Source organism: Sphingobium aquiterrae (assembly GCF_037154135.1).
GTDB lineage: Bacteria > Pseudomonadota > Alphaproteobacteria > Sphingomonadales > Sphingomonadaceae > Sphingobium > Sphingobium aquiterrae.
The window spans coordinates 64,151-77,907 of the sequence record NZ_JBANFL010000009.1 but is presented as its reverse complement, the minus strand read 5'-3'; the positions used below and the strand labels follow the sequence as shown (position 1 = coordinate 77,907).

The 13,757-nt window shown below is 63.4% G+C and carries 17 protein-coding genes; 8 read left to right on the top strand and 9 right to left on the bottom strand.

Annotation, left to right across the window (positions count from 1 at the left end; all coding sequences use genetic code 11):
- Positions 1 to 108 precede the first annotated feature (108 nt).
- From hpf to WFP78_RS11335, 6 genes are all read right to left on the bottom strand, one after another.
- Positions 109 to 735, bottom strand: a complete 627-nt coding sequence (gene hpf, locus WFP78_RS11360) for a ribosome hibernation-promoting factor, HPF/YfiA family (RefSeq protein ID WP_336962011.1) — start codon at positions 733 to 735, stop codon at positions 109 to 111.
- Positions 736 to 807: 72 nt separating this feature from the next.
- Entirely contained in the window at positions 808 to 1,512 is a 705-nt protein-coding gene (gene dnaQ / locus WFP78_RS11355; protein WP_336962009.1) for a DNA polymerase III subunit epsilon, read from the bottom strand.
- Positions 1,513 to 1,537: 25 nt separating this feature from the next.
- Complete coding sequence (coaE, locus tag WFP78_RS11350) at positions 1,538 to 2,140, bottom strand: dephospho-CoA kinase (RefSeq protein WP_336962006.1); 603 nt, start codon at positions 2,138 to 2,140, stop codon at positions 1,538 to 1,540.
- A complete protein-coding gene (aroE, locus tag WFP78_RS11345) occupies positions 2,137 to 2,985 on the bottom strand; it encodes a shikimate dehydrogenase (RefSeq protein WP_336962003.1) in 849 nt (282 codons plus the stop codon). Before aroE ends, coaE begins: the two co-directional genes overlap by 4 nt.
- Positions 2,982 to 3,578, bottom strand: a complete 597-nt coding sequence (locus WFP78_RS11340; protein ID WP_336962000.1) for a Maf family protein — start codon at positions 3,576 to 3,578, stop codon at positions 2,982 to 2,984. Before WFP78_RS11340 ends, aroE begins: the two co-directional genes overlap by 4 nt.
- Positions 3,575 to 4,462, bottom strand: a complete 888-nt coding sequence (locus WFP78_RS11335) for a pyruvate, water dikinase regulatory protein (protein WP_336961998.1) — start codon at positions 4,460 to 4,462, stop codon at positions 3,575 to 3,577. The genes WFP78_RS11340 and WFP78_RS11335 overlap by 4 nt, the downstream gene beginning before the upstream one ends.
- 308 nt (positions 4,463 to 4,770) lie before the next feature.
- Here WFP78_RS11335 and hemE point away from each other — a divergent pair, with 308 nt between their 5' ends.
- The 4 genes from hemE (at position 4,771) to WFP78_RS11315 (ending at position 8,424) form a co-directional block, all read left to right on the top strand.
- A complete protein-coding gene (gene hemE / locus WFP78_RS11330; protein ID WP_336962343.1) occupies positions 4,771 to 5,835 on the top strand; it encodes a uroporphyrinogen decarboxylase in 1,065 nt (354 codons plus the stop codon).
- A complete protein-coding gene (locus tag WFP78_RS11325) occupies positions 5,835 to 6,275 on the top strand; it encodes a CopD family protein (protein WP_336961995.1) in 441 nt (146 codons plus the stop codon). Before hemE ends, WFP78_RS11325 begins: the two co-directional genes overlap by 1 nt.
- A 153-nt stretch (positions 6,276 to 6,428) precedes the next feature.
- A complete protein-coding gene (rho, locus tag WFP78_RS11320) occupies positions 6,429 to 7,685 on the top strand; it encodes a transcription termination factor Rho (protein WP_336961992.1) in 1,257 nt (418 codons plus the stop codon).
- Positions 7,686 to 7,707: 22 nt separating this feature from the next.
- On the top strand, positions 7,708 to 8,424 hold the full coding sequence (locus WFP78_RS11315; protein WP_336961989.1) for a YjbE family putative metal transport protein: 717 nt from the start codon (positions 7,708 to 7,710) through the stop codon (positions 8,422 to 8,424).
- On the opposite strand, the gene WFP78_RS11310 is transcribed toward WFP78_RS11315, so the two are convergent.
- Positions 8,421 to 8,606: a hypothetical protein gene (locus WFP78_RS11310; RefSeq protein ID WP_336961986.1), complete on the bottom strand. Its 186-nt coding sequence runs from the start codon at positions 8,604 to 8,606 to the stop codon at positions 8,421 to 8,423. The genes WFP78_RS11315 and WFP78_RS11310 overlap by 4 nt on opposite strands.
- A gap of 98 nt (positions 8,607 to 8,704) precedes the next feature.
- Between WFP78_RS11310 and WFP78_RS11305 the strand changes: the two genes are divergently transcribed.
- On the top strand, positions 8,705 to 9,223 hold the full coding sequence (locus WFP78_RS11305; RefSeq protein ID WP_336961984.1) for a MerR family transcriptional regulator: 519 nt from the start codon (positions 8,705 to 8,707) through the stop codon (positions 9,221 to 9,223).
- 90 nt (positions 9,224 to 9,313) lie between these two features.
- Positions 9,314 to 10,254, top strand: a protein-coding gene (locus WFP78_RS11300) for an IS630 family transposase (RefSeq protein WP_336961981.1) whose coding sequence is annotated in 2 segments (ribosomal slippage) — positions 9,314 to 9,659 and positions 9,659 to 10,254 — 942 coding nt in all. Because the reading frame shifts where the segments join, the coding sequence is not laid out codon by codon here.
- 28 nt (positions 10,255 to 10,282) lie between these two features.
- Here WFP78_RS11300 and WFP78_RS11295 read toward each other — a convergent pair.
- Together WFP78_RS11295 and WFP78_RS11290 are read right to left on the bottom strand one after the other, a co-directional pair.
- Positions 10,283 to 11,263: a quinone oxidoreductase family protein gene (locus WFP78_RS11295; protein WP_336961978.1), complete on the bottom strand. Its 981-nt coding sequence runs from the start codon at positions 11,261 to 11,263 to the stop codon at positions 10,283 to 10,285.
- 8 nt (positions 11,264 to 11,271) lie between these two features.
- Positions 11,272 to 11,973: a dienelactone hydrolase family protein gene (locus WFP78_RS11290; protein WP_336961975.1), complete on the bottom strand. Its 702-nt coding sequence runs from the start codon at positions 11,971 to 11,973 to the stop codon at positions 11,272 to 11,274.
- Positions 11,974 to 12,154: 181 nt separating this feature from the next.
- Here WFP78_RS11290 and WFP78_RS11285 point away from each other — a divergent pair, with 181 nt between their 5' ends.
- Positions 12,155 to 12,409: a DUF6489 family protein gene (locus WFP78_RS11285; RefSeq protein ID WP_336961973.1), complete on the top strand. Its 255-nt coding sequence runs from the start codon at positions 12,155 to 12,157 to the stop codon at positions 12,407 to 12,409.
- A gap of 14 nt (positions 12,410 to 12,423) precedes the next feature.
- Positions 12,424 to 13,704: a tRNA uridine-5-carboxymethylaminomethyl(34) synthesis GTPase MnmE gene (gene mnmE / locus WFP78_RS11280; protein ID WP_336962341.1), complete on the top strand. Its 1,281-nt coding sequence runs from the start codon at positions 12,424 to 12,426 to the stop codon at positions 13,702 to 13,704.
- The last annotated feature ends 53 nt before the right edge of the window (positions 13,705 to 13,757 follow it).

Sequence of the window (13,757 nt, the reverse complement as noted above, 5' to 3'; positions counted from 1 at the left end):
CCATAGAGCGGGAAGAGCCTCAGGTCAACGGCCTTGGGCAATGAGGCGGGAAGGCCGCAGGCGGCGGGGCTCGGGATGAGGCCCCGCCGCCTGCGCGCAAGGTTCCGTTCAGGCCCGGGGTTCGACCCAGCCGATCGTCCCGTCATGCCGGCGATAGACCATATTATAGGCCGATGTGCCGGCATTGAGGAACAGCAGCGCATTGGTGTTGCGCAGGTCGAGCATCATCACCGCGTCGGAGACCGATGCCTGGGGGATGTCCACCTTGGTTTCGGCGATGATCAGCGGCGATTCGGCCGGTTCGTCATCTTCCGCATGCACGGCGAACACGGTGTAGCCGGCATCGTCCAGCGCGTCGGGCGCAAAGCCGTTGAGCTTGACGGCGCCATTGCCATTGCCATTGCCGTTCTTGACGGATTCGGCGGCGGCGGCCTGGTTATGCCGGTCCTTGAGCCGACGCATGTAGCGGCGCAGCTGCTTTTCGATGCGGTCGGCGGCCTGATCGAACGCCGGATGCGCTTCCTGCGCCTCGCCGGCCCCCTTCAGGATCAGGCCCGTCATCACATGGCACACGATATCGCAATGGAACGCGCCATGGGGTGCCGGCCGGAAGGTCACCTGCGCGGAGATCGCGCGGGAGAAATATTTCTCGGCCACCGCCTCCAGCCGGGACCAGACATGCTCCTTGAGCGCGTCGCCCGTGTCGACCTGATGTCCGGAAACACGAATATCCATAGTGCCTTCTCCTTTGCTTTTGCCGGCCTCTATCCCGTCGGGGACGCCTGCCGGTAATCAGGAGTTCCCCGGTCAGGCCGGTTGAACCCCGTCAAGCCAGAGCGGCCGGTCCAGCGTTGCGACGAACGCCCTGTGCCGCTCCAGCTCCTCCGCGCTGGCCTGGTGGGGCCGTGCGGGGCGAACCGGGCGCGCCGCCTGCATGGCATGCACATCCGGTTGCCTTTCCTGTCGTTCCTCTTCGATGGTGGCCAGGGTCAGGCCGATCTGTCGGCCCCCGCGCAGCTCGATATAGAGCTGGGCGAGCAATTCGGCGTCGAGCAGCGCGCCATGCTTCACGCGATGGCTGCGATCGATGCCATAACGGGTGCAGAGCGCGTCCAGGCTGTGCTTGGCGCCCGGATGCAGCTGCCGCGCCATCGCCACCGTATCGATCATCCGGTCCATCGACACGGCGTCGCGCCCGCACAGCTTCAATTCATGGTTGAGGAAGCCGAAGTCGAACCGGGCATTATGGGCGACCAGCGGGCAATCGCCCAGAAACGCCAGCAGCTCGTCCACGCCATGGGCAAAGAGAGGCTTGTCGTTCAGGAACTGGTCGGACAGGCCATGCACCGCCTCGGCCGCCGAAGGCATGGCGCGCTGCGGATTATAATAGGCGTGGAAGGTGATGCCGGTCGGCACCCTGTTGATAAGCTCGATACAGCCGATTTCGACCATCCGGTCGCCCGTTGCGGGATCGAATCCCGTGGTCTCGGTGTCGAAGATGATTTCGCGCATCGCCTCTTCCGACTCTTGATCTTCGTTATCGGCGCGCTTGGCCGCGAAGGCAAGCGACGACCGTCCGAATCTGCCCGCGCGTGCGATCAAAGGTGCCGCCCGTGTCCACGACATAGGTGGCGCGCCGGCGCTTTTCCGCGTCCGGCATCTGCAAATGGCGGATTCGGCGGAATTTTCCTTCCGTCATGCCCGGCCGCGCCAGCACCCGGCGCCGCTGTTTCCATTCCGGCGCGGACACGACGATAACGCCCGCGAGTCGCCGTTCGCCATGGCCTTCGAACAGCAGGGGGATGTCGAGCACGACCAGCGGCCTTGCCCGATAACGGCGCAGGAATAGCGCCCGCGCGGCATGGACGGCGGGGTGGACGATCCGCTCCAGCGCCTTGAGTTCATGCGGCTTGTCGAACACCGCGGCGCCCAGCTTCGGCCGATCGACTCCCGCCGGACCGGTGGTGCCGGGAAAGCGCGCCTCGATCGCCGGGATCAATATGCCGCCGGGGCCCTGCATCCGGTGAACCTCCGCATCGGCATCGAACACCGGCACGCGCAGCGTGCGCAGCATCTGCACCACGGCGGACTTCCCCATGCCGATGGACCCGGTCAAACCCCAGATGTTGCGGGGCTTCATGCCATCAGCAGCGCGCGCAGTTCCGCATCATGCTCGCGCGGCGCCTGCGCATCGAAAAAGATGTCGAAGGCCAGCGCCGCCTGGCCGATCAGCATTTCCAGCCCGTCGATCGTCTTCAGGCCCAGAGCGCGGGCCTGCGCCAGCAGCGGCGTTTCCAGCGGCGCATAGACGATGTCATAGACGGTCGCGTGCTTGCCCAGGTGCGAGATGTCGATCTCCAGCGGCGGCTTCCCGGTCATGCCCAGCGGGCTGCTGTTGACCAGCAGGTCGGCCGCCGGCACCGGATCGGTCAGCGCCAATACGTCGCCCGAAAGCCCGGCACGGTCCAGCAGCGCCCGGCCCTTCGCCACATCGCGCACCATCACGGTGATGCGCGGCACGCCAAAGGTCGACAGCGCGAACAGGATCGCCCGCGCCGCGCCGCCGGCGCCGATCAGCACCGCATGGTCGCCGCGCCATGTGTCGCGGATCAGCGGCTGCAGGAAACCGCCGGCATCGGTGTTGGTGCCCACCAGCGGCCTGCCGGTTTCGCAGGCGATGGTGTTCATCGCGCCGATCCGCTCGCGCACTCCGCCCGGATCGTCGGTATAGTCCATCACCGCGATCTTGTGGGGCAGGGTGACGTTGCAGCCCAGCCAGTCCGGGTCCGCCCGGCGCTGCAGGAAATAGGCCGCAAGCCCGTCCGGCGTCACATGCGTCTTGCGATACTCCGCCTCGATCTGCAGCTTTTGCAGCCAGAAATTGTGGAGCAGCGGCGATTTGCTGTGGATGATGGGGTCGCCGATCACCTCCGCATAGGGAAGGCCACCGCTGCCGTTGCTATCATGTCCGCTCTTGTCCGTCATGTCGCCACAACACCGCGCAGGCGCAGGAAGTCAAGCAGCGGCAGCAACGGCAGCCCCTGAATCGCGAACTGGCTGCCCTCGATCCGGCTGAACAGTTGCACGCCCGGCCCCTCGATCCGATAGCAGCCGACGCACCAGCGGCAATCGTCCCAGTCGCCGTCCAGATAGGCGGCGATGAAATCGTCGGACAACGGCCTGACGGTCATCGCCACCCGCTCGATATGGCGCCAGACGGGGATGCCGCCCTGCGCGACCACCGCCGCGCTGTGGAGTCTATGGGTCCGCCCGGAAAGAAGCCGCAATATCCGCGCCGCGTCGGCCCGGTCCACCGCCTTGTCGATCATCGTGCCATCGTCCAGCGACAGGGTCTGGTCGCAGCCCAGCACCAGGTCGCCCGGCGCCCGGCGGGAGAGTTTCACCGCCTTGAGTTCCGCCAGTGCATCGGCAAGCGAGCGGGCGTTGAGGCCGTCGGCGCGCAGCGCTTCCTTTGCGCTGTCCTCGTCGACGCCCGGCGAGACCGCTTCGAACGGCACGCCCGCCGCCGCGAGCAGCGCCCGGCGGCTGGCGCTTTGCGAGGCGAGGATCAGGGTCATGGCACGATCTCGCCCCCTGCCGCGCCCCCCGGACCACTCCCGGCCAAACCGCTCCCCGTCGAACCGCTGCCCGCGCCCAGCACGCGTTCGTGGAAGATATTGATGATCGCCGCGGCCGCTTCCTCGATCGAACGGCGGGTCATGTCGATCACCGGCCAGTCATTGTCGGCGAAGATCCGCCGGGCAAAGGCAAGCTCGGCCTGCACCTGCTCCAGGTCGACATAGGCGGTTTCCGGCGCCTGGTTGAGCGACAGCAGCCGGTTGCGCCGCACCTGCACCAGCCGGTCCGGGCCGATGGTCAGCCCCACGACCATCGGATGCTTGAGGCGATAGAGGCTGTCGGGCGGCGGGGATTCGGGTACCAGCGGGATGTTCGCCGTCTTGTAGCCGCGATTGGCGAGATAGATGGACGTCGGCGTCTTCGACGCGCGCGACACCCCGGCCAGGATGATGTCGGCCTCCTCCCAATTCTCATGCGCGACCCCGTCGTCATGCGCGATGGTGAACTGGATCGCCTCAATCCGCGCGAAATAGGCTTCGTCCAGGATGTGCTTGCGGCCCGGCCGGTTGCGCGTTTCCTGCCCCAGGATGTTCGACATCGCATCCGTCACCGTATCCAGCGCGGCGACATGCGGCAGGCCGAGCGCGCGGCAGCGGTTTTCCAGATTGCGCCGCAGCAGCGGGTTGGAGAGGGTGAAGAGCACGAGCCCGGGATGCTGCGCGATTTCCTGCATGATCCGGTCGAGATGCACGTCGGAGCGCACCATCGGCCAGAAATGCCGGATCGCCTCGACATTCTCGAACTGGGCGATGCCCGCCTTGGCGATGTTTTCCAGCGTTTCGCCGGTGGAGTCGGACAGGAGATGGAGGTGCAACCGCGTCATGGGGACTGTTCTGTTGGCCCCTTGTGGATAAAGCAAGGGAGAGAATGGTGGATAAGTCGCCCGGCCACTTTCACGCACGCTGTCCGGCGATTCATCCACAGGCGGCGCACAGGCGGAAAATTCCATCCACAGCCTGTGGATAACGGGGACAACCGCGATGACTCACGGGGAAATCCGTAGAGCCGATGAGTCAATCTGTTGGCAAAAGCGGGCACAATGCATAAACCCCGCTGCCAACCGACCAACAACTTCCAACAACCTTTTAATAAAGTCTTTATATTATGAGTGGAGTCGACCGGTTGACCGACATGGAGCGCACCGCGCCCGAGACCAGCGCCGAAGGACGGGGCAGGGGAAAGCCCCTGCTCGACGTGCTGCGCGGCGCCATCCCGGAGGTGCCGCCGCTGTGGCTGATGCGCCAGGCGGGCCGCTATTTGCCCGAATATCGGGCGCTGCGAGCGGAAAAGGGCGGATTCCTCGAACTGGTCTATGACAGCGCCGCCGCCGCGGAGGTGACTTTGCAACCGCTGCGCCGCTTCGGCTTTGACGGCGCGATCCTCTTTTCCGACATCCTGATCGTCCCCTATGCGATGGGACAGATGCTGTGGTTCGAGGCGGGCGAGGGGCCGCGCCTAGCCCCGATCCTCGCGGCCAGCGACCTGTCCGTGCTCATCCCCAATTTCGGGCATTTCGAGGCGATCTACGAAACGGTGCGGCAGGTGAAGGCCACGCTCGCCCCCGATGTCACTTTCCTGGGCTTTGCCGGCAGCCCCTGGACGATCGCGACCTATATGGTGGCGGGGCAGGGCAGCAAGGATCAGGGCGCGGCCCGGCGCCTCGCTTATGGCGATCCGGCCAGGTTCCAGGCGATCATCGACGCCATTGTCGATACGACCGTCACCTATGTCTCCGGCCAGATCGCGGCGGGGGTAGAAGCGGTGCAGCTGTTCGACAGCTGGGCCGGCAGCCTTGCCCCGCGCGAATTCGACCGTTGGGTGATCGCGCCCAATGCCCGCATCGTGGAACGGTTGAAGGCCCTGCATCCGGACGTGCCGCTGATCGGCTTCCCCAAGGGCGCCGGCGCGAAGCTCGCCGATTATGCGCGGCAGACGGGCGTGGACGCGGTGGGGCTGGATGAAACGGTCGATCCCTGGTGGGCCGATGCCGTGCTGCCCGCCGGCATGCCCGTCCAGGGCAATCTCGATCCGCTGGCGCTGATCGCGGGCGGCGAGGCGGTGCGCGCGGCGGTGGCCGACATCCGCGCCGCGCTGGCCGGCCGGCCCCATATCTTCAACCTTGGCCACGGCATCCTGCCCGACACGCCGCTGGACCATGTCGAAGCACTGATCAATCTGGTGCGGGAGCCGCGCTGATGCCGTTTCTGGGGAACGCCTATCTGTGGGTGAAGGCCGCCCATGTCATCTTCGTCATCTTCCTGATGGCGGGATTGTTCATGATGCCGCGATTCTTCGTCTATCATCAGGAATGCGCGCCCGGATCGGACGAGGACAGGAAGTGGATCGACCGCGAGCGCAAGCTGCTGAAGATCATCCTCAACCCCTCGATCACATTGGTGTGGCTGTTCGGCCTGATGCTGATGGTGGAGCTGGGCGCCTGGTCGCAGGGCTGGTTCCAGCTGAAATTCCTGCTGGTGCTGGCATTGTCTGGCTATCATGGCTGGATCGGCGGCTATGTGAAGAAACTCGCGCGGGGCGAGCGGCCGTTGACCGACAAGAGGCTGCGATTGCTCAACGAAGTGCCCGGCATATTGGTGACTCTGGTCGTCGTCCTGGTCATTGTGCGGCCATTCTGAACCCTTAAGGGCCCGCGCCAGCTTGACTTGAACCCGGCCCGCGCCTAACGATTCCCACGCCTTCCCAGTCGACGGCGCCCGCGCCTTGTGGGCCGGAGCCGGTCTGACCTCGAACAACCCCTTCCATTTATTCTATTTCCCGGATCATCGCGGATGCACCTCAAGGACCTCAAGAAGAACACGCCTGCCGAACTCGTCTCCATGGCGGAGGAACTGGGTGTCGAGGGCGCGTCGACGCTGCGCAAGCAGGATCTCATGTTCGCTATCCTCAAGGCCGAGGCCGAGAATGGCGAGCAGATCATGGGCGAAGGCACGATCGAAGTGCTGCCCGACGGTTTCGGCTTCCTGCGCAGCCCGCAGGCGAATTTCCTCGCCGGCCCGGACGACATCTATGTCTCGCCCAACCAGGTCCGCAAATTCGGCCTGCGCACCGGCGACACGGTGGAAGGCGAGATTCGTGCGCCCAAGGATGGCGAGCGCTATTTCGCCCTGACCAAACTGAACTCGGTCAATTTCGACGATCCCGACGCGGTGCGCCATCGTGTCAATTTCGACAACCTGACCCCGCTCTATCCCGAACAGAAGCTGGTGCTCGACACCGTCGACCCCACGGTCAAGGACAAGTCGGCCCGCGTCATCGACATCATCAGCCCGCAGGGCAAGGGCCAGCGCACGCTGATCGTCGCGCCGCCCCGCGTCGGCAAGACGGTGATGCTGCAGAACATCGCCAAGGCGATCACGGACAATCACCCGGAAGTCTTCCTGATCGTGTTGCTCATCGACGAGCGCCCTGAGGAAGTCACCGACATGCAGCGCAGCGTGAAGGGCGAGGTCGTCTCCTCGACCTTCGACGAGCCCGCGCAGCGCCATGTCCAGGTCGCCGAAATGGTGATCGAAAAGGCCAAGCGCCTGGTCGAGCACAAGAAGGATGTCGTCATCCTGCTCGATTCCATCACCCGCCTCGGCCGCGCCTACAACACCGTCGTTCCGTCTTCGGGCAAGGTGCTGACCGGCGGTGTCGACGCCAACGCCCTGCAGCGCCCCAAGCGCTTCTTCGGCGCCGCGCGCAACATCGAGGAGGGCGGCTCGCTCTCCATCATCGCGACCGCGCTGATCGACACCGGCAGCCGCATGGACGAGGTGATCTTCGAAGAGTTCAAGGGCACCGGCAACTCGGAAATCGTGCTCGACCGCAAGGTGGCGGACAAGCGCATCTTCCCGGCACTGGATGTCGGCAAGTCCGGCACCCGCAAGGAAGAGCTGCTGGTCGACAAGGCCAAGCTCTCCAAGATGTGGGTGCTTCGCCGCATCCTCATGCAGATGGGCACGGTCGACGCCATGGAGTTCCTGCTCGACAAGATGAAGGACTCCAAGACCAACGAAGATTTCTTCGACTCGATGAACCAGTAAAAGCGAGTGACATCAGCCTGCCATGCTTGACATGCTCATTGCCTCCGCTGCTGCCGTGCCGCTCTCTTTTGGGACGGTGGTGGATCATATCGTCACCGATTTCTCGAACATCGGGTCTGCCAGCGCGCTCGCCGCCTTTGGCCAGGTGCTGATGATCGACGTGCTGCTGGCCGGCGACAATGCGATCGTGGTCGGCGCGCTCGCCGCCGGACTGCCCGTCGCGCAGCGCAAGAAGGTCATCATGATCGGCATCATCGCCGCTCTGGTGCTGCGCATCGGTTTTGCGCTGGTCGTCAGCCAGCTGATGCAGATTGTCGGCCTGATCCTTGCCGGCGGCCTGCTGCTGCTGTGGGTCAGCTGGAAGATGTGGCGCGAGCTGCACCCCAAGCGGGGCGGCGATACGCCCGACGATCCGACCGATGACGATATTTCCGGCCTGCGTCCGGCAAAGAGCTTTGCCGCTGCCGCCTGGGCCGTGGCCATTGCCGACGTCTCGATGAGCCTCGACAATGTGCTGGCGGTGGCCGGTGCCGCGCGCGACCATCCCGGCATCCTCATCATCGGCCTGATCCTGTCGGTCGCGCTGATGGGCATCGCCGCCAACATCATCGCCAAATATATCGAGCGCTTCCGCTGGATCGCCTATATCGGTCTGGCCGTGATCGTCTATGTGGCGGTGAAGATGATCTACGAGGGCATCGTGGATCACAATGTGGGCATCCTGACGCTGTTTGCCTAAAGTATCCGCTCGGAATCTACAAATTGTAGATGGCTGAGAGGAACTTTACTGCGCATCATTCCGATGAGTTGTCCTCGTTGCTCTGCGCGCCATTCTCCACCAATTTTTGAACCAGTTTCGGTATCCCGGAGCTGGCCTCGCCAATCGTTCAGGTGAGTAAAACTGATTTCTGCGACGACCATATCAACATCCTGTGACTGATACTTAGTCGAGAACCTATATATTGGGTTGCTGTCTTGTTCTTCTTGTTTGATAATGAGTTTTGCGCATTACTCAGGAAATGGAGGCAGAATTTACAGCAGCGGAAGTCAGTCGACTGGCCGGATTTGAAAAGCCTTGGATGCTTGGACATCTCGAGCGAGAAGGAATTTTCATCCGTGAGAATTTCCAAGACCGGCGTCATGGCCGAGCGAGAAAATACACATTTTTAGATCTTCTCATTCTCCGATCTATTAATCGAATGCTTGAAATTGGTATGCGGCCTGCTCGTATAAAAACTGTGATCCGAAAAATTGCTGAAATTGAGGGTCTATCCGAAGATCGTAATGCAGCACGAGCTTTGGTAACAACGTTAGGTGTACGTCTCTTCGTGGGGAAAGAAGAGGCTTACATAATTGATAACCGAAATATCGAGAGTCTAACCGCTTCAGGTCAGCTTGCATTTGGTTTCATGATCGACCTGAAAGCTGCGAGTAGTGCTGTGATAAGCGTAGTCGACGCTTATGAAATGAAAAAGCGAGGCAATCTAAAGGTTGATTTGCCAATCCTCCAGAAAATGTGCGCGGAAGCTGGCATTTAGAGCGGTTTTCGACCGTTCTGAATCGCGAGGGATTCCCCTCGGCCGCGATTTGTGGTTCAGAATCCGTGCTGGTGAAGGAGGCCGGCATGGATGGCTCTCTCAATGGATTTGCGCTCTCGGCTATTGGCAGCGGTGGATAGCGGATCGAGTTGCCGTGCTGCGGCAGCCCGGTTTGGTGTTGCAGCATCAACGGCAGTCCGCTGGCGGGCACAACAGCGCGAGACGGGTGACTTTGCCCCAAAGCCACGTGGCGGCGATATGCGCTCGCGGCGGATGGAAGAGCGGGCAGCGGACATTCTGGCCATTTGGGAGGGGCGCAGGGACATCACCCTCGAAGAACTGCGTTCGGCGCTGGCTGACAAGGGCATGGATGTTTCCGTTGCCGGGCTACATCGCTTTTTCGTTCGACGGGGACTGACGCGCAAAAAAAGACAGGTCATGCGATAGAGCAGGACCGGCCTGACGTCCTGAAGCAGCGTCAGGACTGGTTCGAGGGTCAACTCGATCTCGAGCCGGAACGCCTGGTCTTCATCGACGAAACCTGGACCGCGACCAACATGACCCGAAGCCACGGTCGTTGCCCGAAAGGCGAGCGGCTGCGGATGGGCTTCCCGCATGGACACCGAAAGACCACGACTTTGGTAGCGGGTCTGCGCATGACGGGCATGGTCGCACCGATGGTACTCGACGGCCCGATCAACGGCGACTGGTTCGAAGCCTACGTTGCCCAGGTGCTTGTGCCCGAGCTTCGGCCTGGCGACACTGTGATCATGGATAACCTGTCGAGCCACAAACGGGCGGCAGTGCAGGACAGGATCGAAGCAGCCGGCGCTACACTGCGCTTTCTCCCGCCCTATAGCCCGGACTTCAACCCGATCGAGAAGGCATTCTCCCGCCTCAAGGCCATGCTCCGTAAGGCGGGCGAGCGTACCGTTAGCGGCCTGTGGAGTTTGATCGGCAAACTCCTCGACATCTTCCAGCCCCACGAATGCACCAGCTACTTCAGGTCATGCGGGTATGATCCGGAATGATCGAAAAACGCTCTAGGAGCAAGTAAATTCAAGGGATGAGTACCGTCGATCCCGTCGTTTTCCGTCCCTCCAGCGCACGATGCGCCTCGGCGGCGTCCGCCAGGGCGAAACGCTGGCCGATCACCGCCTTCACCACGCCGCGTTCCATTCGGTCGAACAGCCGGCCAGCGGTGTGTGCAAGTTCTTCGGCCGTCGCGATATAGTCGAACAGAGTGGGGCGGGTGACATAGAGCGATCCGCCCCGGCTCAATTCCAGCAGGCTGACGGGCGGCACCGCGCCAGAGGCATTGCCATAGCTGACCATCAGGCCGCGCCGCTTGAGGCAGGCGAGCGAGACCGCCCAGCTGTCCTTGCCCACGCCGTCATAGACCACGTCCACGCCCTTGCCGTCCGTCCGGTTGCGCACCCTGGCCGCCAGCGTGTCGAACGGCCCATGCAGGCTGTGATCGGCCTTCACCAGCGCCGCCTTTTCCGCCGATCCGCAATGGGCGATCACCGTCACGCCCTTGTCCATCAGCCAGGGCACCAGCACGGAGCCCACGCCGCCCGCCGCCGCATGCACCAGCGCCACCTGGCCCCTGCCCAGCGATATCGTGTCTTCGGCAAGATAGCAGGCGGTCATGCCCTTCAGCATCATCGCCGCGGCATCCTCCAGGCTGATGCCATCGGGAATATGCACTGCGCGGTCGGCCGCTATGATCCGGTGCGTCGCATAAGCGCCAAGGCCGCTGGCGCAGCCCACCCGGTCGCCCACTGCAAAGCCGGTGACGCCATCACCCAGCGCGATCACATGGCCGGCACTTTCCGAACCGAGCGTAAAGGGCGGTTCCGCCGGATAGAGCCCGCTGCGATAATAGGTGTCGATGAAGTTGAGGCCAACGGCATCCTGCGCTATCAGCAGTTCGCCGGGGCCGGGCGCGGGAAGGGCAAAGCCTTCCCGCACGATCGCCTCCGGCCCGCCCGGCGTCCGTACCACAAGGCGCCAGCCTTCTGCGATATCCGCTGTCATTCCGGTGCTCACAGCAGCGCGGCGGCAAAGAATTCCGCGGTGCGGCCGTCGGCCAGCGTGGCGGCGGCATCATTGCGCCGCTTGCCGCTTTCCACCGCGAAACCATGGTCCATCCCCTCATAGTCGTGAAGGGTCACATGCCGGTTGTCCTTCAGCCCGTCATGCATCGCTTTCTGCGTTTCGGGCGATACGAAGCCGTCGGCTGTGGGGATGTGCAGCATCACCGGCTTGCCGATCGCATGCTGTTCCACCAGCAGCCCGTCGATGCCGACGCCATAATAGCCGACAAACGCATCGCCATCCGTCCGGCAGGCGGACATGAAGACCAGGCGCCCGCCCAGGCAATAGCCGACGCAACCGATCTTGCCGCCTTCGGGCAGCATCGTGCGCACCGCCTTGATCGTCGCCTCTATGTCTCGAATGCCCTGGTCCTGATCGAACTGGCCGTAAAGGCCCAGGGCCTGCTGCATCTCTTCGGGCACGTCGGGGTCAAGCTCGATATGGGGCTTGATCCGCCAGAAGAGGTCGGGCGCGATGGCGAGATAACCGGCCTTGGCCCATTTTTCGCATTTCTGCCGGATGCCGGGATTGATGCCGAAGATTTCCTGGATGACGACGATCGCGGCCTTCGCGGGCGCTGCGGGCGTCGCGACATAGGCGTCGAACGCGCCCTCGCCCTCAAAGGTGGTGATGGCGGTGAATTCACCCATCGATCATACTCCTGAAAACATGAATGCAAATGCGCTGTGGATGGTCGTCTATGCCATGGCGGAAAGAGGGACGGAAGCGGTCAGCGATGCGGATTGGGGCATTTGCGCGCGGAACTGGCATTTACCCGCGCCATGCGGCATGAAGGCGGGAACGCCGCGCTAGGCGGGAAGGACGGAGCCCATGAAGATCACCTTCAATGTCGATTGCACACCCGAAGAAGCACGTGGGTTCCTGGGCCTGCCTGACTTATCGCCGATCCATGACAAATATGTGCAGACCATGATGGAAAGCATGAATGGGCAGGTCAGCATGGATCAGATGCAGAATCTGATCCGCAGTTTTTCGCCGATGGGCGAAACCGGTATCAAGCTGTTCAAGCAGATGATGGACATCGGCCTTGCCGGCGCCAGCACATCGACAAAAAAAGACGAATAATCAGGTATTTAGTTCTGGATACCATCTTCGCGTCATCGGGCGGCCTGCCGCCTGCCGCCATCGGCATCATTCGTGTCAGCGGCCCGGCGGCGGGCGACGCCATGAAAGCCCTGGCCGGGCGCATGCCGGCCCCGCGCCGCGCCAGTCTGTCGACGCTGCGTGATCCCGACGGCGGCGAACTGATCGACCGCGGCCTGCTGCTGTGGTTCCCCGGACCCGATGCGGCGACGGGCGAGGATCTTGCCGAATTTCACTGTCATGGCGGCCGGGCGGTGATCGCGGCGATCCTGGATGCGCTGGCAAAGCTTCCGGGATTGCGATTGGCCGCACCGGGAGAGTTCACCCGACGCGCCTTCGAACATGGCCGGATGGACCTGAACGCCGCGGAGGGTCTGGCCGATCTGCTGATGGCGGAAACCCAGTCCCAGCGCCGCGCCGCGCTGGCCATGGCGGAAGGCGGCTTTTCCCGGCTGGTGGCGGACTGGGAAGCGGAGCTGCTGCGCCTGTCCGCCCTTGTCGAGGCGGCGCTCGATTTCTCCGATGAAGATGATGTGCCGGATGCGGGGATCGAGGGCATGATCGTCGCCGGCATCGGGGCATTGCACGGGGCGGTCGTCGCGGAATCCATGCGGCCGCATGCCGAGCGCTTGCGCGATGGCATTCGTGTCGTGCTCGCTGGGCCGCCCAATGCCGGTAAGTCGACATTGCTGAATGCGCTGGCCGGGCGAGAGGCGGCGATTGTCTCGCCCATCGCCGGCACCACCCGGGATCGCATCGAAGTGCCCGTCGCCATCGCCGGCATCGCGTTTCTCCTGACCGACACCGCCGGGCTTCGCGCCGAAACGGACGACGCCGTCGAGGCGATCGGGATGGATCGCGCGGCGCAGGCGATTGCGGCGGCCGACATCATCTTGTGGCTCGGCCCGGTGAACGACGCACCCGAGGGCGCCGTGCGGATTGCGGCGCGGATGGATGAGCCGGGGCATGATGCGGCGGGCGCTGACCTTCAACTCTCCGCCGTGACAGGGGAGGGGATGGACGAATTGCGCGACCTGTTGCTCGCCCGTGCCCGCGCGCTGCTGCCGGGGGAGGGAGACTATGCCCTACATGCGCGTCAGCGCGCGGCGGTCCATGCGATGACCGATGCGCTGGGTGAGGCATTGGCGCAGGCGGACATGCTGCTGGTCGCCGAGCATCTGCGCGAGGCCCGGCGGGCGATCGATGCGTTGACCGGCCGGTCGGGCACGGAAGCGATGCTCGATGCCCTGTTCGGCAATTTCTGCATCGGCAAATGATGCCGTTGGGTGTTCCACGTGGAACAGTGCTTTGACCGGATAAATCAAATCCC

Bases quoted from the DNA above. Each gene is read 5' to 3' on its own strand.
- WFP78_RS11325 (WP_336961995.1), top strand. From the start codon at position 5,835: ATGCCGTTTCTGGGGAACGCCTATCTGTGGGTGAAGGCCGCCCATGTC.
- hpf (WP_336962011.1), bottom strand. From the start codon at position 735: ATGGATATTCGTGTTTCCGGACATCAGGTCGACACGGGCGACGCGCTC.
- WFP78_RS11315 (WP_336961989.1), top strand. From the start codon at position 7,708: ATGCTTGACATGCTCATTGCCTCCGCTGCTGCCGTGCCGCTCTCTTTT.
- WFP78_RS11335 (WP_336961998.1), bottom strand. From the start codon at position 4,462: ATGACGCGGTTGCACCTCCATCTCCTGTCCGACTCCACCGGCGAAACG.
- WFP78_RS11310 (WP_336961986.1), bottom strand. From the start codon at position 8,606: ATGGTCGTCGCAGAAATCAGTTTTACTCACCTGAACGATTGGCGAGGC.
- WFP78_RS11285 (WP_336961973.1), top strand. From the start codon at position 12,155: ATGAAGATCACCTTCAATGTCGATTGCACACCCGAAGAAGCACGTGGG.
- WFP78_RS11340 (WP_336962000.1), bottom strand. From the start codon at position 3,578: ATGACCCTGATCCTCGCCTCGCAAAGCGCCAGCCGCCGGGCGCTGCTC.
- hemE (WP_336962343.1), top strand. From the start codon at position 4,771: ATGGAGCGCACCGCGCCCGAGACCAGCGCCGAAGGACGGGGCAGGGGA.
- aroE (WP_336962003.1), bottom strand. From the start codon at position 2,985: ATGACGGACAAGAGCGGACATGATAGCAACGGCAGCGGTGGCCTTCCC.
- WFP78_RS11295 (WP_336961978.1), bottom strand. From the start codon at position 11,263: ATGACAGCGGATATCGCAGAAGGCTGGCGCCTTGTGGTACGGACGCCG.
- rho (WP_336961992.1), top strand. From the start codon at position 6,429: ATGCACCTCAAGGACCTCAAGAAGAACACGCCTGCCGAACTCGTCTCC.
- WFP78_RS11290 (WP_336961975.1), bottom strand. From the start codon at position 11,973: ATGGGTGAATTCACCGCCATCACCACCTTTGAGGGCGAGGGCGCGTTC.
- WFP78_RS11305 (WP_336961984.1), top strand. From the start codon at position 8,705: ATGGAGGCAGAATTTACAGCAGCGGAAGTCAGTCGACTGGCCGGATTT.
- dnaQ (WP_336962009.1), bottom strand. From the start codon at position 1,512: ATGCGCGAAATCATCTTCGACACCGAGACCACGGGATTCGATCCCGCA.
- coaE (WP_336962006.1), bottom strand. From the start codon at position 2,140: ATGAAGCCCCGCAACATCTGGGGTTTGACCGGGTCCATCGGCATGGGG.